This is a genomic window from Rhizobium sp. rho-13.1, from assembly GCF_007000305.1.
GTDB classification, from domain to species: domain Bacteria; phylum Pseudomonadota; class Alphaproteobacteria; order Rhizobiales; family Rhizobiaceae; genus Rhizobium; species Rhizobium rhododendri.
On the sequence record NZ_SCFL01000007.1, the window covers coordinates 89,168 to 106,918 of the forward strand.

18 protein-coding genes are annotated in these 17,751 nt (G+C 61.0%); 14 read left to right on the top strand and 4 right to left on the bottom strand.

Going from position 1 to position 17,751, the window contains the following annotated elements; translation table 11 throughout:
• Positions 1-55: 55 nt before the first annotated feature.
• From EQW76_RS17910 to EQW76_RS17920, 3 genes are all read right to left on the bottom strand, one after another.
• Positions 56-1,204: an ABC transporter permease gene (locus EQW76_RS17910; protein WP_142830102.1), complete on the bottom strand. Its 1,149-nt coding sequence runs from the start codon at positions 1,202-1,204 to the stop codon at positions 56-58.
• A gap of 1 nt (position 1,205) precedes the next feature.
• Entirely contained in the window at positions 1,206-2,297 is a 1,092-nt protein-coding gene (locus tag EQW76_RS17915) for a microcin C ABC transporter permease YejB (protein ID WP_111215967.1), read from the bottom strand.
• Between the two features lie 181 nt (positions 2,298-2,478).
• The gene (locus EQW76_RS17920) at positions 2,479-4,317 is read right to left on the bottom strand and encodes an extracellular solute-binding protein (protein ID WP_142830100.1); all 1,839 of its coding nucleotides are present in this window, start codon (positions 4,315-4,317) and stop codon (positions 2,479-2,481) included.
• Between the two features lie 280 nt (positions 4,318-4,597).
• On the opposite strand from EQW76_RS17920, the gene mepA reads away from it, so the two are divergent.
• The 6 genes from mepA (at position 4,598) to EQW76_RS17950 (ending at position 10,495) form a co-directional block, all read left to right on the top strand.
• Positions 4,598-5,554, top strand: coding sequence for a penicillin-insensitive murein endopeptidase (gene mepA / locus EQW76_RS17925; protein WP_224128632.1), 957 nt, complete (start codon positions 4,598-4,600; stop codon positions 5,552-5,554).
• Between the two features lie 106 nt (positions 5,555-5,660).
• On the top strand, positions 5,661-6,035 hold the full coding sequence (locus EQW76_RS17930; protein ID WP_142830096.1) for a methylglyoxal synthase: 375 nt from the start codon (positions 5,661-5,663) through the stop codon (positions 6,033-6,035).
• Positions 6,036-6,073: 38 nt separating this feature from the next.
• Complete coding sequence (locus EQW76_RS17935) at positions 6,074-7,099, top strand: glucokinase (protein ID WP_142830094.1); 1,026 nt, start codon at positions 6,074-6,076, stop codon at positions 7,097-7,099.
• A 90-nt stretch (positions 7,100-7,189) separates the two neighbouring features.
• Positions 7,190-9,016, top strand: a complete 1,827-nt coding sequence (locus EQW76_RS17940; protein WP_142830092.1) for an ABC transporter ATP-binding protein — start codon at positions 7,190-7,192, stop codon at positions 9,014-9,016.
• Complete coding sequence (dapB, locus tag EQW76_RS17945) at positions 9,013-9,837, top strand: 4-hydroxy-tetrahydrodipicolinate reductase (protein WP_142830090.1); 825 nt, start codon at positions 9,013-9,015, stop codon at positions 9,835-9,837. The genes EQW76_RS17940 and dapB overlap by 4 nt, the downstream gene beginning before the upstream one ends.
• A gap of 22 nt (positions 9,838-9,859) precedes the next feature.
• A complete protein-coding gene (locus EQW76_RS17950) occupies positions 9,860-10,495 on the top strand; it encodes a 2,3-bisphosphoglycerate-dependent phosphoglycerate mutase (RefSeq protein WP_142830088.1) in 636 nt (211 codons plus the stop codon).
• Positions 10,496-10,561: 66 nt separating this feature from the next.
• On the opposite strand, the gene phnF is transcribed toward EQW76_RS17950, so the two are convergent.
• Positions 10,562-11,299, bottom strand: coding sequence for a phosphonate metabolism transcriptional regulator PhnF (gene phnF, locus EQW76_RS17955; RefSeq protein ID WP_142830086.1), 738 nt, complete (start codon positions 11,297-11,299; stop codon positions 10,562-10,564).
• Between the two features lie 96 nt (positions 11,300-11,395).
• Between phnF and phnG the strand changes: the two genes are divergently transcribed.
• From phnG to phnC, 8 genes are all read left to right on the top strand, one after another.
• Positions 11,396-11,875 carry a phosphonate C-P lyase system protein PhnG gene (gene phnG, locus EQW76_RS17960; RefSeq protein ID WP_142830084.1) on the top strand — a complete coding sequence of 160 codons (480 nt, stop codon included), beginning with the start codon at positions 11,396-11,398 and terminating at the stop codon, positions 11,873-11,875.
• Positions 11,872-12,477: a phosphonate C-P lyase system protein PhnH gene (gene phnH, locus EQW76_RS17965; RefSeq protein ID WP_142830082.1), complete on the top strand. Its 606-nt coding sequence runs from the start codon at positions 11,872-11,874 to the stop codon at positions 12,475-12,477. Before phnG ends, phnH begins: the two co-directional genes overlap by 4 nt.
• A gap of 3 nt (positions 12,478-12,480) precedes the next feature.
• Complete coding sequence (locus EQW76_RS17970; RefSeq protein ID WP_142830080.1) at positions 12,481-13,590, top strand: carbon-phosphorus lyase complex subunit PhnI; 1,110 nt, start codon at positions 12,481-12,483, stop codon at positions 13,588-13,590.
• A complete protein-coding gene (locus EQW76_RS17975) occupies positions 13,587-14,468 on the top strand; it encodes an alpha-D-ribose 1-methylphosphonate 5-phosphate C-P-lyase PhnJ (RefSeq protein ID WP_142830078.1) in 882 nt (293 codons plus the stop codon). Before EQW76_RS17970 ends, EQW76_RS17975 begins: the two co-directional genes overlap by 4 nt.
• Positions 14,465-15,241, top strand: a complete 777-nt coding sequence (gene phnK / locus EQW76_RS17980; protein ID WP_111215949.1) for a phosphonate C-P lyase system protein PhnK — start codon at positions 14,465-14,467, stop codon at positions 15,239-15,241. Before EQW76_RS17975 ends, phnK begins: the two co-directional genes overlap by 4 nt.
• A 12-nt stretch (positions 15,242-15,253) precedes the next feature.
• The gene (gene phnL / locus EQW76_RS17985; protein ID WP_142830076.1) at positions 15,254-15,973 is read left to right on the top strand and encodes a phosphonate C-P lyase system protein PhnL; all 720 of its coding nucleotides are present in this window, start codon (positions 15,254-15,256) and stop codon (positions 15,971-15,973) included.
• A gap of 78 nt (positions 15,974-16,051) precedes the next feature.
• Positions 16,052-16,669, top strand: a complete 618-nt coding sequence (locus tag EQW76_RS17990; protein ID WP_142830074.1) for a DapH/DapD/GlmU-related protein — start codon at positions 16,052-16,054, stop codon at positions 16,667-16,669.
• 156 nt (positions 16,670-16,825) lie between these two features.
• Positions 16,826-17,680 (top strand): phosphonate ABC transporter ATP-binding protein, encoded by an 855-nt coding sequence (phnC, locus tag EQW76_RS17995; protein WP_142830072.1) that lies wholly within the window; start codon positions 16,826-16,828, stop codon positions 17,678-17,680.
• Positions 17,681-17,751 lie beyond the last annotated feature (71 nt).

Here is a 17,751-nt window from a genome sequence, read left to right on the forward strand (position 1 = left end):
ATGCAGTGGACACAAGATCCTAACCCGATCGGAGCGTGATGACGAGCCCAAGCCTTCACCTGAACGTCTTCCTCGGATCGAAGGCATCGCGCACGGCTTCGCCGACGAAGATCAGCAACGACAGCATGATCGACATCGTGAAGAAAGCCGTCAGGCCGAGCCACGGGGCCTGGAGGTTGGATTTGCCCTGCGCGATCATTTCGCCGAGCGATGGCGAACCGGGCGGCATGCCGAAGCCGAGGAAGTCGAGTGACGTGAGCGTCGTGATCGAGCCGGAGAGAATGAAGGGCAGGAAGGTCAGCGTCGCCACCATCGCGTTCGGTAACAGGTGGCGGACCATGATCGTGCGGTTGTTGACGCCGAGCGCGCGGGCGGCTCGGACATATTCGAAATTGCGGGCGCGCAGGAATTCAGCCCTGACGATGCCGACGAAGCCGACCCAGGAAAACAGCAGCATGATGCCAAGCAGCACGAAGAAGCCGGGCGGCAGGATGGCGGCAATGATCAGCAGGATGTAGAGCACCGGCATCGACGACCAGATCTCGATGAAACGCTGCAGCAGCAGATCGGTCCAGCCGCCGAAATAGCCCTGGACGGCGCCGGCCGTGACCCCAACAATTGCCGAGCAGATGGTCAATGCGAGGCCGAACAGCATGGAAACACGGAAGCCGTAGATCATCCGCGCCATGACGTCGCGGGCCTGGTCGTCGGTGCCGAGCCAGTTCATGTTGCCAAGCCGGCAATCGGGATCGGCAGCCTTCTGCGGATAGGCGGCGCAGCGCTCATCTTTGCTCATCAGCCAGAAAGGCGGCGTCGGCGCCGAGCGCGGTATGTTGGAATTGACCGTCTGATAGGAATAGCGAATGGGCGGCCAGAGCATCCAGCCGTGTGCCTCGATTTCGTCTGTGATGAAGGAGGAGCGATAGTCGGTCTGGGCCAGGAATCCGCCGAACTTGTCCTCCGGATAGTTGACGAAGATCGGAAACAAGATCTCGCCTTTGTAGGAAGCGACGATCGGGCGATCGTTCGCAAGGAATTCAGCGCCCATGCTGAGAACGAACAACAGCAGGAACAGCCAGAACGACCAGTAGCCGCGCCGGTTTGCCTTGAAATTTTCCCAGCGGCGCAGGTTCGGCGGCGACAACAGGCCCTTGCGCGGCGGCTTGACGGGAATGGCTGCGGCAGTGGAGATCGGTGTATCCATCTCAGACATCCCTTCGATCGAAATCGATGCGAGGATCGATCCAGGTGTAGAGAAGATCGGAAATAAGTCCGACAAACAGGCCCATCAGCGAAAAGATATAGAGCGTCGCAAAGACGATCGGATAATCGCGATTGACCACCGAGAGGTAGCCGAGACGGCCGAGACCATCGAGCGAAAAGATATTCTCGATCAGCAGCGAGCCGGTGAAAAAGGCGGAGATGAAGGCGCCCGGGAAGCCAGCAATGACGATCAGCATGGCGTTGCGGAACACGTGGCCGTAGAGCACGCGGTGTTCTGTGAGACCCTTTGCACGCGCCGTCGTCACATATTGCTTCTTGATTTCCTCGATGAAGGAATTCTTGGTGAGCAGCGTCGTCGTGGCGAAGGCTGCCAGCGACAGCGAAACCAGCGGCAGCAGCAGGTGCCAGAAATAGTCGAGCGGCTTCTGCCACCAGGGGAGATCGGCGAAATTGTCGGAGACGAGGCCGCGCAGCGGAAACCAGTCAAAGAACGAGCCGCCGGCAAAAACGACGATCAAAAGGATGCCGAACAGGAAGCTCGGGACTGCATAACCGACGATGATGATGCCAGAGGTCCAGACGTCGAAACTGGAGCCGTCTTTCACCGCCTTGCGGATGCCGAGCGGGATAGAGATCGTGTAGGAAAACAACATGATCCAGAGGCCCAGAGAAATCGACACCGGCATCTTGTCGATGATGAGGTCGATCACCGATGTGTTGCGGAAGAAACTTTCGCCGAAATCGAAGCGGATGTAGTTCCACATCATGTCGAGGAAGCGGGTAAGCGGTGGCTTGTCGAAACCGAACTGTTTCTCCAATTTGGCGATCAGTTCCGGATCAAGCCCCTGCGCTCCGCGATAGCGGGAATTGCCGTCATCGAAGGATTGCTGCGCCATTTGGTCGCCACCGCCCGAGAGGCGGTCGGAGGCGCTGTCGCTTTGTCCGGTGAGTTGAGCCACGACCTGCTCGACGGGTCCGCCGGGGGCAAATTGCACGACGGTAAAGGAGATCGCCATGATGCCGATGACGGTCGGGATCATCAGCAGAAGCCGGCGCAGAATATAGGCGCCCATCAGCCCACAACCCCGGTTCTGCCGGCGTTTTTCTGACTGTCCTGCGCTGCTATCTCTATCAAGGCATCGTCCCTTCGCGACCGGCGCTCTGCCGGTCGAAACCCGTCATCGCCAAGCATAAATCCTGCTGATTCGGTCAGGGCCATTTGGACCCCAGCCGCTCCGCCAATGCAAGAGCCGCTCATTTTGCGGCCGACTTCGACCACCAGACGTCCGGAAAGCCTAGGGAATATTCCGGATAGCTGGCCGGACGCGCGAGTCTATTGGAATAGGCGATTTGAACGGTCGAGGAATAAAACAACGGAATGACATAATGATGCGCCAACAATACGCGATCAAGGGCTCGGGCCGTTGCGTTTTTTTCCTCGCGGTTCTGAGCTTGGACAACCTTTGCAATCAGCGCATCCACTCCAGGATCGGTAATGCCTGCGTAGTTTTGCGTTCCCTGCAAATTGGCTGCTTTAGAACCCCAAAAGCTGTTTTGTTCGTTGCCAGGATTTACGCTCTGAGACCAGATCCCGTAAATCATATCATAATCGAAGCTACGAATACGGCTTGTATATTGCGCAGTATCGACAGTCCGGAGTCGCGCTTCAATGCCGATTTTTTTAAGATTATTGGCGAATGGCAGAACAGTACGCTCGTAAGACTGGTTCTGGAGCAAAATTTCAAAACTCAAAGGCTTGCCGGTGGCGACATTGACCATGTTATTGCCCCTGAGCTCCCACCCCGCTTCCTTGAGGAGTGCGATAGCCTTGCGAAAATTATCACGCATTTTCTGCGGGTCGCCGCCAACAGGATTGGTATAGGGCGTGGTGAAGACCTCCGGCGGAACCTTGTCTTTTACTTCGTTCAAGATTTCCAGTTCTCGCCCCTGCGGCAGGGCGGATGAAGCAAGTTCGGTGCCCCAAAAATAACTGTCGATACGCTGGAAAGCGTTATAGGCGAGATTGCGGTTCAGATCCTCAAAATCGAAGGCGTAGTTTAACGCCTCGCGGACCTTCTCATCTTTGAATTGGTCACGCCGTAGATTTGGAACGAATGCCTGCATGATGCCTCGGCTGCGCAGCGGGTTTGCAACCTGTTCTCGCAATATGCGTCCATCCTTTATCGCCTGAAAGTCATAGGCGGTGGCCCATTTGCTGGCCGACTGTTCCTGGCGGAAATCGGTATTTCCTGCCCGAAATGCCTCGAACTTGACCTGGCTATCGCCGTAATAAGTGTAGGCAATCGCTCCGAAATTGTTTTCGCCGACGTTGACCGGGAGATTCTTACCCCAATAATCGTCGCGCAGCTCGTAGCGGATCGTTGAACCCGGTGAGAAAGCAGCGATCTTGTAAGGCCCGGAGCCCATCACTGGCTCAAGCGTCGTGCGTGAAATGTCACGGGGCTTGCCGTCCGACCCATTGGCCTCCCACCAAAGTTTCGGCACGATCAAAAACTGACCTAGTATCCACGGCAACTGGCGATTGCCCTTCTCGTCGAACGAAAATGTGACGTCGCGGTCGCCGGTCTTTTCCGCCTTGGTGACATGGGCATAGTAGCTCTTGGTCACTGGATCCAGCTCCTTCGTCTTGTCGAAGCTGTAGACGACGTCCTCCGGAGTCACGGGCGTCCCATCCGCCCATTTCGCTTCGCTGCGAAGCCTGAACGTGGCGCTGGAAATATCATCGGGGTAGGCTACGCCTTCGGCCAGCAGGCCATAGGCGGAGCCGGTCTCATCATCGGAGGACTTTAGAAGCGTATCGAAGACCAGCGAGAGGCCTTCGGCCGTCTCGCCCTTTTTCAGCACGGGGTTAAAGGTGTCGAAGGTGCCGTCTGCCGACAGCTTCAGATCGCCGCCTTTGGGCGCATCGGGATTGACGTAGTCGAAATGCTTGAAGCCCGGGGCGTATTTCAGGTCGCCGAGAATGGCGGTGCCGATCCGGAACTGGGCGTCTTCGGCGCGGGAGACAACCGGCAAGGCCAGCAGGGAAATCAATAGAAAAACCGAACCCGTCTTCGACAACGACAATGCCATTCACATACCCCAAGATTCGCGATGACCGCAGGATAGGCGAAATACAGGAGAAATATAGGTGCTGAGAGATTTCGTCGTGGTCGTACCATCCGCAAGTCCCGTTGGTGGTTGCTGTACGAACCTTTCGATATGGGAATGCCTCTGCGCAAAGATCGATTCACCAAGCGGGCTTTTCGCGCTAGGCTCAATCGCAAATCACATCGGCATCGGCCGACCCAACCCAAGGAACTGCATGACTTTTCGCCCGGCCCGGACACTTCGTACCTTCTGCAGCGCCGTCATGGTCGCAACGATCGCCATTGCCGCTACACTCGGCGGCGCTGCCGCAGAGCCAGCAGTTCCGACGCCCGGCAGTGCCAAGGCTCTCTTCGGCGCCGTCGCGCTGCCGACACTGGGCCCGCCGCAGTCGATTGGGTTTTATGCGAAGGGCTGCCTGGCCGGGGCAGTCGCCCTGCCGACGGATGGTCCGACCTGGCAGGTAATGCGGCCTTCGCGCAACCGACGCTGGGGGAGGCCCGAGACAATCTCCGTGATCGAACGTCTGTCCCAGGACGCAGCAAGGCTCGACGGATGGCCCGGGCTTCTGGTGGGCGATATCTCGCAGCCTCGCGGCGGACCGATGTTCAGCGGCCACGCCTCGCACCAGATCGGCCTGGACGCCGATATCTGGCTGATGCCGATGCCTAAGCGGACATTGACAGCAGCCGAGCGCGAAACCATGCCGTTCACCAGCATGCTGGCCAAGGACAAGTTCCTGACGGTCGATCCCGGCCTTTGGACGCAGGCCCGTGCACGACTATTGATGCGCGCCGCAAGCTACCCCGAGGTCGAGCGAATCTTCGTCAATCCGGCGATCAAGAAGAAAATGTGCGAGACCTGGGCCGGCGACCGAACCGCACTCGGCAAGCTGCGGCCGGAATACGGCCACGATGCGCATTTTCATATACGATTGCGCTGCCCCGCCGGGGAAATCGGCTGCACGGCGCAGGCCCCGGTGAAGGCGGGGGACGGTTGCGACAAGAGCCTTGCCTGGTGGTTCACGCCGGCACCGTGGGCAAAGCCTGTCCCGAAACCCAATGCAGTGCCGGTGAAGCCGCGTGAAATCATGGTGGCAGACCTGCCGGCCGCCTGCAAAGCGACGTTGGCAGCACCGCCGGTGTCCTCCGCACGCATGACCACCCCCAGCAGTTCAGCGCCCACTGGGGCCGAGCAGGACGCCTTACCGGCTGCACAATGACTACCGGGAAAATCTGCGGGCAACGTCTTTCGCCAAGACTTTCAATGAGCACTGGCATGGTATAGGAAAGCTGCAAATCGATTTAAGGCGTGGCGGGAGGCATGTCATGGCAGAAGTTAAACGCATCGCGCTGATTGCGCATGACGAGAAAAAAACGGCCATGGCAGACTTCGCCCGGCGGTTCGAATCGATGCTGGCAAAATGGCAGATCTTTGCCACCGGCACGACCGGAGCGCGCGTGCTGGCGGCCTGTCCTGACCTCAATGTCATCCGCCTGAAAAGCGGTCCGCTCGGCGGCGACCAGCAGATCGGCGCCATGATCGCAACCGCTGAGGTGGACGCGCTGATTTTCTTCGTCGACCCGTTGACGCCGATGCCGCATGATGTCGATGTGAAAGCGCTGATGCGCCTTGCCATCGTCTACGACATTCCGATGGCACTCAACGAAGCCACCGCCGAACGACTGATAGCCACCCTTTGACCAATCCGCCTGTCGGCGGCTGACCACGGATAGGGCCCATGCCTAAGCTCAACCATAGTGATATTCCCCTGCCCTTTCCCGTTCTGATGGGCGATATCGGCGGCACCAATGCTCGTTTCTCCATTCAGGTGGATGCTTACAGCGAGGCGAAGCCGTTTCCGATCATGCATGCCGCCGATTACGCAACGATCGACGATGCCATCCGTGAGGGCGTTTTATCGAAGAGCACCGTCGTTCCACGCTCGGCGATCCTTGCCGTTGCCGGCCCGATCAATGGCGACGAAATTCCGCTCACGAATTCCGACTGGATCGTTCGCCCTCGGACGATGATCACCGATCTCGGCATGGAAGACGTACTGATCATCAACGACTTCGAAGCCCAGGCGCTGGCCATTTCCAACCTCGCAGACGACGGCCGCGAGCCTATCGGCGCCGCCCGCGATGGGTTGATTGCGTCACGCGCCGTGCTTGGACCGGGCACCGGCCTCGGTGTCGCGGGCCTTATCCACGCCAAGAACTCCTGGATCCCAGCGCCTGGCGAAGGCGGCCATATCGATATCGGGCCCCGCAGCAAGCGCGACCTGCAGATCTGGCCGCATCTCGAGGCGATCGAAGGCCGCATTTCGGCCGAGCAGATCATCTGCGGTCGTGGCCTGCAGAACCTCTACAGGGCACTCTGCCATGTCGAGGGCGTCGAGCCGACGCTGAAGGAACCGGCCGATATCACCAACCACGGCCTTGCCGCCAGCGATCGGCTGGCTGTGGAGACGCTGACGTTGTTCGTCACCTACCTCGGCAGGCTGGCCGGCGACATCGCGCTGCTGTTCATGGCACGCGGTGGCGTCTATCTGTCGGGCGGCATTTCCCAGAAGATTATTCCGGCGCTGAAGAAGCCGGAATTCCGTGCTGCCTTCGAGGACAAGGCGCCGCATAGCGCCATGCTTCGCTCCATACCCACCTATGTCGTAACCCATCCGCTGGCTGCCCTCGAGGGCCTTTCCTCCTATGCCCGCATGCCCCAGAAGTTCGGTCTCTCGACGGAAGGACGCCGCTGGCGCCGCTGAGTGCGCTAGCCAAACCCAGCCGAACGCTTTATAGAACCGCCGAAAGCGCGGGCATCCGCCGCTCGCTTGGTTCAGACAGGAAGTCGATTTTTGAAATCGCCCGAGACCAAAAAAGTTGTTGTTAACAGCGAGACCGTGACCGGCGTTCTCAAGCGGGTAATCGCAGAAAACGGCCGGGATCATATCAAGGGCTACACGATCGCGATCATCTGCCTGATCCTGGTCGCTTTATCCACGGGCTTTATCGCCTTCATCATGAAGGTCATCATCGACCAGGCATTTGTCGATCGCAATGCCGGTATTGTCGGGCTTGTCTGCGTAGGCATCTTCGCAGCATTCCTGGTGCGCGGCTTCGCCGGTTATTTCCAGTCGGTCATTCTGAGCAAGATCGGCAATAACATCATCGCCCGATACCAGCGCCGGATCTATGCCCATCTGATGACGCTTTCGGTCGGCTATTTCAGCGAGGCGAGGTCGGCCAAGGTTGCGGCGCAGGTCAGCCAGAACGTTTCGGGCATCCGTGATGTCATGAACCTGACGATCACGTCGACGGCGCGCGACCTGCTGACATTCGTCGCCCTGCTCGCCAACATGGTCTACCAGGACCCGATCCTCAGCCTTGCCGTGTTTGTCATGGCACCGCCGCTTCTCTACGCTCTTCGTTACGTGTCCAAGCGGTTGCGGTCGGCAACGCGAGAGGCTGTCAATCTCAACAGCCACGTGCTCGGCGCCATGCAGGAGACGATCCAGGGGATTGCCATCGTCAAGGCATTCACCATGGAGGAGCAACTGGAACGCAAGATCCAGAAGCTCATCACCACGGCCGAACATCGTCAGAACCGCATTGCCCGGCTTTCGGAGCGCAACGGACCACTGACGGAGACCTTTGCCGGTGTGGCAGTCGGCAGCATCTTCGCCTATGCGGCCTATCGAGCGATCTACTATAACGTCCCTCCAGGCGCATTTTTCTCCTTCGTTGTATCCTTGCTCATGGCCTACGATCCGGCGCGCCGGTTGGCCAAGCTGCAGGTGCAGATGGAGCGTGCCGTAGTCAATGCGAGCATGATCTACGAACTGCTCGACATGGAGACCCGCCAGCGGGACCTGCCCGACGCCAAGGAACTGACGATCACCGAGGCGCGGATCGAGTTTCGCGATGTGACGTTCGGTTATGCGAATGGCGAGCCTGTACTCGACAAGGTCAATTTCGTGGCCGAGGGTGGCAAGACGACGGCGCTGGTCGGTCCTTCCGGGGCTGGCAAATCGACGGTCATCAATCTCATTCCGCGCTTCTACGACCCTGCTGCCGGGCAAATCTTCATCGATGGGCAGGATATCAGCCACATCACCAAGCAGTCGCTGCGCCAGCACCTCGCCTACGTCTCCCAACAGCCCTACCTTTTCGAGGGTACAATCCGCGACAACATCCGTTACGGCCGGCCGGAATCGACCGATGCCGAGGTCGAACAGGCGGCACGGCTTGCCTACGCGCACGATTTCATCATGGCGCAGCCTCAGGGCTACGATACGCCGGTCGGTGAAAACGGCGTGACATTGTCCGGCGGCCAGCGCCAGCGCGTTTCGATTGCCCGCGCGCTTGTGCGCAATGCTCCTATCCTCCTGCTCGACGAGGCTACCTCCGCACTCGATACCGAGTCCGAGGCGGCTGTCCAAAGGGCGCTGGATGAAGCGATGAGCGGGCGCACCGTGGTGGTGATCGCCCACCGGCTTTCGACTGTCGTGCGGGCCGCGAAAATCGTGGTCATGCAGCAGGGCCGCGTCGTCGAGGAAGGCAATCACGAGACACTGGCAAAATCGCCGGAGGGCCTTTACGCTCGCCTCAACAACCTTCAGGCGCCGGTGAAAGCACCGGTGCGGACACGGGCCCGCAAGACGCAGAGCAAATCGATCCTATGAGCGAACAGGCCATGAAACTGGTTGTGGTGGGGGCGTCAGGCCGAATGGGCCAGGCGCTGATCCGCATCATCCATGCCACCGAAGGCGCAACGCTGCACGCTGCCGTCGGGCGCGAGGGGTCTCAATTTCTCGGCAAGGACGCCGGCGAGATCGCCGGGCTCGGTCCGGTCGGCGTGTTGCTGACCGACGATCCGCTAACCGCCTTCCTGCACGCCGACGGCGTCATTGACTTCACACGGCCGGAAACGACGATCGTCTACGCTGGTCTCGCCGCGCAGGCGCGCATCGTCCATGTTATCGGCACCACCGGTTGTTCTCTGGACGACGAGGCAAAGATTTCAGCTGCTGCGCGTCACGCCCGGATCGTCAAGTCCGGCAATATGAGCCTCGGCGTCAATCTTCTCAGTGTTCTCGTCGAACAGGCGGCGCATGCCTTGCCGGCCGACGAGTGGGACATCGAAGTGCTCGAGATGCATCACAAGCACAAGGTCGACGCTCCCTCCGGCACGGCGCTACTGCTCGGCAAGGCGGCCGCCAACGGGCGAGGGATTGATCTTGCCGACAATTCCGTGCGGGTTCGCGACGGGCACACCGGAGCGCGGGCGAGTGGCAGCATCGGCTTTGCGACGCTGCGCGGCGGCTCGGTCATCGGCGACCACTCCGTCATCCTCGCCGGGGAAGGCGAAATGGTCACCCTGTCGCATTCCGCGGGGGATCGCTCCATCTTTGCGCGCGGCGCCGTCAAGGCGGCGCTGTGGGCGCGCGACCGGAAACCTGATCTCTATTCCATGCTCGACGTGCTCGGGCTGTCTTCACGCTGATACTGTTACGGAGGAATAAACTATGAGCGGTACCCTCGTCCTCGTTCGCCATGGCCAGAGCGACTGGAACCTGAAGAACCTTTTCACCGGCTGGAAAGACCCCGATCTGACGGCGCTCGGCATCGAGGAAGCCACGGCTGGGGGACAGGCGCTGGCCGATTACGGCATCACCTTCGACGTCGCCTTCACCTCGGCCCTCACCCGCGCCCAGCACACGCTGAAGCTCATCCTCGACAAGGTCGGCCAGCCCAGCCTGGAAACGATCCGCGACCAGGCACTGAACGAGCGCGACTACGGCGATCTCTCCGGCCTCAACAAGGACGATGCGCGCGCCAAGTGGGGCGAAGAGCAGGTGCATATCTGGCGCCGTTCCTATGACGTCCCGCCACCCGGTGGCGAAAGCCTGCGAGACACCGGCGCCCGCGTCTGGCCCTATTATCTCACCGAAATCCTGCCGCGCGTGCTGGCTGGCCAGAAGGTGCTGGTTGCTGCCCACGGCAATTCGCTGCGTTCGCTGGTGATGGTGCTCGATCGCCTCAGCAAGGAGCAGATCCTGGCGCTCAACCTCGCGACCGGGGTCCCTATGGTCTACAAGCTGAAGGCCGACTCGACGGTCGCGTCGAAAGAAGTTCTCGGCGATATGTCTGCCGCTCACTAAAGTCAGTTAAAAACCAGGCGTCCCCATCGGGGGATGCCTGAAAACCCGAGTCGACGCTGCAGAACCTCAGTTTTCTATGGTGAACTGGACACGATCTGCTGCGAAGCGGGTGATGGAATACTGGACCGGCGCGCCGCCGAGTTCTGTATTGAGGGCTCGCGTCATCATGACGATGGCGCCCGGCGACAATTCGAGATCGGCGACATCGGCTGTTTCTGCATGCATGGCGGTGATTTCGGTGATGGCACGGACGTAGTCCTCCAGACCCATCTCCGCAAATGATCGCGTAACCGAGCCCGTCCGGCGATAGACTTCACCGATATTGGCGAAACGATCCGCAGGAAACCAGCTTGTGGAGCGCGATACGGGCCGCTTGTCCACGGTGCCCAGCGTTTCCAGCCGAACAACGGGGGTCCCCGGCTTGATTTTTAGCCAGCCCGCGATGTCGGCGCCGGCGGTCTCGCAGGCTACGTCGATCAGCACGCCGCGCGCTTCCTTTGCCTGATTGCCAACCCCTTGCGAGAACCGGGTGCGGCGGGATATCGGGAAGTTCAGCTTTTCCTTGCGCTCAACCATCGTACCGCGTCCCTGCACGGCGCGCACAACACCCTCCTGCGCCAGCGCCGCAAGCGCGCTTCTCACCGTGTGGCGGTTGACACCAAACTGCAAGGCCAGCGCCGTTTCCGCCGGCACCATGCCGGAATCATCGAAATCTCCGTGATTGATCGACGCTCTGATGCGATCGGCAATCTGCCGCCAGAGGGCCACTCCGGTCTGCCGCTGCACCTGTTTCTGAACTGCCATTCTTCCCCATCCCGTCACACGCTTGTCATCCCGCGCCCTTAAAGCTACAAATAGCTTGTATGGTTGTCTATATCAATAGATATTTGGAGACGAGAGATGAATTCGGCGCAAAGACACGAGGCGGCCGCCCGGGAACTCCGCACCCGCAAGCGCGTCACGGACCTGCTGGCCAAGGCGGAAGGCGAAGAGCTGCAAGCCGTCTGGGAAACACTGGCCCAAAAGCCGGTGGCAACGGCGGTGCGCGGGCCCGAAACCGGGCTTGTGATGGTCCGCGGTCGCATCGGCGGCGGCGGCGCCATGTTCAACCTTGGCGAAGTAACCGTCACGCGGGCGACGTTCAGGCTCCCCTCCGGGACCGTCGGTCATGCACAGGCGCTCGGCACCGACATGGAGCGGGCGCGGCTGGCAGCGATCTTCGACGCCTTGTGGCAGGAGCCCGATACGAGGGATTTCGTCGAGCAGGCGATCCTGACGCCTGTTGCGGAGCGAATTGCAGCGGCGGACCACCAAAAGGCGGCGGAAACTGCGGCAACGCGCGTCGATTTCTTCACCATGGTGCGCGGAGAAGATCAATGAGCGTCAATCCCGATACTTTTAGCGGCGGCTTTGCCAACCCGGTTTTCGAAAGCCAGAGCGTCTTCAAGGCGATCATGGACGGCATGGCGCGCCCCGGCACGATCCAGACGATCGGCCCGGAGATTGCCCCACCCGCTCCGCTTGGTATTGCTGCGGGCGCAATTGCGCTGACGCTTTGCGATCACGAGACGCCCGTCTGGCTGTCGGCATCCCTTGCCAAGTCTGCGCTCCCCGCCTGGCTGGCCTTCAACACGGGCGCTGCGCTCGGCGACAAGCTGGAAGCGCGCTTCGTCTTCCTTGAGGACGGCACGATGCTGTCGTCATTCAGCCAGTTCGCGTCGGGCAGCCAGGAATATCCGGATCGCTCGGCAACCATCGTGCTGGAAGTCAAGGCTCTGGAGGGCGGCCGACCGCTCGCTCTTTCCGGGCCAGGCATCAGGGACATCGCGACGATTGCACCTATCGGTCTTCCCGAGAGCTTCCTGCGCCTCTGGAATGACAACCGCGCCATTTTCCCGCGCGGCGCCGATATCGTCCTGACAGCGGGCAAGCATTTCGTCTGCCTGTCGCGTACGACCAAAATCACTGCAACGGAGATCTGACCGATGTATGTTGCCGTCAAGGGTGGCGAAGCCGCCATCGCCAATGCCCACCGGCTGCTCGCCGACCGCCGTCGCGGTGACCGCTCGCTGCCGGCCATCGGCATAGACCAGATCGTCGCGCAGCTTTCGCTCGCCGTCGATCGCGTCATGGCCGAAGCCTCGCTCTACGACCGGACCCTGGCGGCGCTGGCCATCCGCCAGTCACGCGGTGACATGATCGAGGCGATCTTCATCCTGCGCGCCTACCGCACGACGCTGCCACGTTTTGGCTATTCACAGCCGATCGATACCGCCGCGATGAAGATAGAGCGGCGCATTTCGGCGACCTACAAGGATCTGCCGGGCGGCCAGTTGCTCGGGCCTACCTTCGACTACACCCATCGCCTGCTCGATCCCTCGCTGCTGGGAGACGAAGCAGTCGAGCAAGGCGCGCAGCGCCAGGCCGAAGATGACCGCGTCATGCGCGTATCGGAAATCCTCGCGGAAGAAGGGCTGATCGAGGCAGATGGCGACATGCCGGAGGACCACGAGACCGGCGACCTGACGCGCGAGCCGATGGAATTCCCGATGACGCGCGACCTTCGGCTGCAGGCCCTGGCACGCGGCGACGAGGGCTTTCTGCTGGCGCTCGGCTATTCCACGCAGCGGGGCTATGGCCGTAACCATCCCTTCACCGGCGAGATCCGCATCGGCGAGGTCGAGGTCGAACTCGACGTGCCGGAACTCGGCTTCGCGGTCTCGCTCGGCACCATCCAGGTCACGGAATGCCAGATGGTCAACCAGTTCAAGGGCTCGGCCAAGGCACCGCCGCAGTTTACGCGCGGGTACGGCCTGGTGTTCGGCCAGAGCGAGCGCAAGGCGATGGCCATGTCGCTGGTCGACCGAGCGCTGAGGGCCGAGGAACTCGGCGAGGACGTGACCGCACCGGCGCAGGACGAGGAATTCGTCATCTCGCATTCCGACAATGTCCAGGCCACCGGCTTCGTCGAGCATCTGAAGCTGCCGCACTATGTCGACTTCCAGGCTGAGCTCGATCTTGTCCGCCGCATGCGCAGCGATTTCGAAAAGGCGCGCAAGGCCGGCCAGGAACCCCTTCAGGAGGCTGCCGAATGAGCGCGCTTGCAACATACAACTTCGCCTATCTTGACGAACAAACCAAACGGATGATCCGCCGCGCCATCCTCAAGGCGATTGCGATCCCCGGCTACCAGGTGCCGTTCGCCTCGCGCGAAATGCCGATGCCCTATGGCTGGGGCACCGGCGGCGTGCAGGTGACGGCGTCGATCATCGGCCCTGACGACGTTCTCAAGGTCATCGACCAGGGCGCAGACGACACGACCAATGCCGTGTCGATCCGGGCCTTCTTCCAGAAGGTCGCCAATGTTGCTGTCACTACCCGCACCAGCGAGGCGACGATCATCCAGACCCGCCACCGCATTCCCGAAGAGAAACTCGGGCCCAATCAGGTGCTGGTCTACCAGGTGCCGCAGCCGGAGCCATTGCGCTTCCTGGAGCCGCGCGAGACCGAGACGCGCAAGATGCATGCGCTGGAAGAATACGGCCTGATGCACGTCAAGCTCTACGAGGACATCGCCCGCAACGGCCGGATTGCCACGACCTATGCCTATCCGGTCAAGGTCCAGGGCCGCTATGTTATGGACCCTTCGCCGACGCCGAAGTTCGACAACCCGAAAATGCACCAGTCGGAAGCCTTGCAGCTATTCGGCGCCGGTCGCGAGAAGCGGATCTATGCCGTGCCGCCCTATACCGACGTGGTCAGCCTCGACTTCGAGGATCATCCCTTCGAGATCCAGAGCTTCGACAAGCCCTGCGCACTCTGCGGCGCGGAAGACGTTTACCTTGACGAGGTCATCCTCGACGACAAGGGCGGGCGGATGTTCGTCTGCTCCGACACCGACCATTGCGAGGATCGCCGGGCCCATGGGCATGTCGGCGAGATGCTGGCACCCGCCAAGGAGGCTGCGGAATGACTGAGACGCCACTCCTCAGGGTCAAGGATATCTCGAAATTCTACGGGAGCCGCATCGGCTGCCGCAATGTCTCGTTCGACCTCTGGCCGGGCGAAGTGCTGGCGATCGTCGGGGAATCCGGTTCCGGCAAGACGACGTTGCTGAACTGCCTGTCGACCCGGCTGATGCCGACCACCGGCAGCATCGAGTACCACATGCGCGACGGGCAATATCGCGAGCTCTTCCACATGAACGAGGCCGAGCGGCGCTTCCTGATGCGCACCGACTGGGGTTTTGTGCACCAGAACCCGGCCGATGGACTTCGCATGACGGTTTCCGCCGGGGCTAATGTCGGCGAGCGACTGATGGCCGTCGGTGATCGCCACTACGGCAATATCCGCGCGACCGCCATTGACTGGCTCGGACGCGTCGAGATCAATGCCGACCGCATCGACGACCAGCCGCGCGCTTTTTCCGGCGGCATGCGCCAGCGCCTGCAGATTGCCCGTAACTTGGTGACCTCGCCCCGCCTGGTCTTCATGGACGAGCCGACCGGTGGTCTGGACGTCTCCGTGCAGGCCCGCCTGCTCGATCTCGTGCGCGGCCTCGTCCAGGATCTCGGCCTCTCTGCAATCGTAGTCACCCACGATCTCGCCGTCGCGCGGCTGCTCTCGCACCGGATGATGGTGATGAAGGACGGCAATGTCATCGAGCACGGCCTGACCGACCGCGTGCTGGACGATCCGCAGGAGCCCTACACGCAACTGCTCGTATCCTCGATCCTGCAAGTCTAGGGAAAGAACGTCATGGCAACCCCTCTCGTCGTCTCCGAAGTTTTCAAAAGCTTCGTCATGCATCTGCGCGACGGCATTCGCCTGCCTGTTGTCGCCGACGTCTCGTTCTCGGTCGCCGCCGGGGAGTGCGTCGTGCTCGGCGGTCCATCGGGCATCGGCAAAAGCTCGCTGCTGAAAATGACCTACGGCAACTACGCCGTCGATGGTGGCCAGATCCTCGTCGTCCACAAGGGCCGCATCGTCGACCTTGCGACCGCGGATCCCCGCACCGTCATCGACGTGCGCCGCCACACGATGGGTTATGTCAGCCAGTTCTTGCGCACCGTACCACGCGTCGCCGCCATCGATGTCGTCGCGGAACCGCTGACGGCGCGTGGCGAAAGCCACATCGTGGCCCGGGAACGGGCCGCAGAACTGCTATCGCGGCTCAACCTGCCCGAGGAACTATGGCAGCTGCCGCCGGCGACATTTTCCGGTGGCGAGCAACAGCGCGTCAACATTGCCCGCGGCTTCATCACCGATCACGCGATCCTGTTGCTCGATGAGCCGACGGCATCGCTCGACGCGCGCAACCGCGCTGTCGTCGTGGAGTTGATCGCCGCCAAGAAGAAGGCCGGCGTGGCCTTGCTCGGCATCTTCCATGACGATGAGGTTCGGGCTGCTGTCGCCGACCGCATCCTCGATGTCAGTGCGTTCTCGCCACGCATATCCCGCGTTCCGGCCGAGGCCTGAACTTTGCCAATCCAACGAGAAACCTATGGCGCCGCAGACCTGCGGCGTGAAGGTGAAACTGCGCCCGGAGACATTGAGATGACCAGGAAAATTGGCGAGCAGCCCTCTATCGATCCGACGGCGCGCGTCAGCCAGTCGACCCTCGGACGCTATACCGAGGTGTCCGAGCGCTGCCGGCTCGATGAGGTCGATATGGGCGACTATTCCTATATCATGCAGGATGGTGCAGTCTGGTGCACGACCATTGGCAAATTCGTCAATATCGCCGCCGCCGTGCGCATCAACGCGACCAACCATCCGACATGGCGCGCCACCCTTCACCATTTCACCTACCGTGCCAAGGACTACTGGCCGGATGCCGACCTGGAAACCGACTTCTTCGCCTGGCGCCGTGAGAACCGCGTCGTCATCGGCAACGACGTCTGGATCGGCCATGGCGCGACTGTGCTTCCCGGCGTGAAGGTCGGAAACGGTGCCGTGATCGGCGCCGGAGCAGTGGTTTCGAAAGACGTCGCGCCCTACACAATCGTCGGTGGGGTGCCCGCCAAACTGATCCGCGAGCGATTTTCAAAGGCTGTCGGCGAGCGGATGGATGCCTTGGCCTGGTGGGATTGGGACCACAACCGGCTGCGCACTGCGCTGGAGGATTTCCGTGCCCTTTCAGGCGAGGATTTTCTTAGCCGCTACGGTGGCTGAAGGACGCCTCCGACGGGATTTGTGACAGCAGTTACACAAATCTGACATCGGAGGTTCATCAACCTTCGGTAAGCATTTCAACCGATAGGCGCGTTCAGACGCGCCTTTTTTGAAAGCTTCACACATGACGTGTGTCGTCGCGAAAAGAGAGACCAGATGTTCGAACTCAGGGATGTAACCCGCACTTTCGGAAACAAGATCGCTGTCGATTCCGTGACGCTGGACATCCCGCAGGGCCAAATGGTCGGCATCATCGGTCGATCGGGCGCCGGCAAGTCGACGCTGCTGCGCATGATAAACCATCTCGCACTTCCCTCGTCGGGCTCCATCCATTTCGCCGGCGCCGAGGTTTCGGCATTTCGCGGCAAGGCCCTGCGCAACTGGCAGCGCGACTGCGCGATGATCTTCCAGCAGTTCAATCTCGTGCCCCGCCTCGATGTACTCACCAACGTCATGCTCGGGCGGCTCAACCACCGGCCGACGGCACTCAGCCTGCTCAATATCTTCACCCGCGAAGAGCGCATCGATGCCATCATGGCGCTAGAGCGTCTCGGTATCGAGCAGACGGCAATGCAGATGGCAGGCACCCTTTCCGGCGGCCAGCAGCAGCGTGTGGCAATTGCCCGGGCACTGATGCAGAAGCCCAAGATGCTGCTTGCCGACGAGCCGATCGCTTCCCTCGATCCTCTGAATGCGAAGATCGTCATGGATGCGCTGCGCGACATCAACGAGCGCGACGGTATTACGGTCATCACCAACCTGCATACGCTGGATACAGCCCGCAATTATTGTGAGCGCATCATCGGCATGGCGTCCGGCCGCGTCGTCTTCGACGGTCCGCCTTCAGCGCTGAGCGCCGACGCGGTCAATGCCATCTACGGCACCGATCGGGATGGCGCGGGCATCGACGAGACGATGACGTCGACGAGCATCAATACTGCCAGCTTGCCTGCTGCAAGCGTGGCTCAGCAATCTGCCGGCGCCTCGCCGCTGGCACTGGCCGGTCTCTGAGGGAGAGACCGGGATCGAAGGCCCACGTCACGGGTGCATCCATTCAGACCGAACATCCGGGGACACCGGTT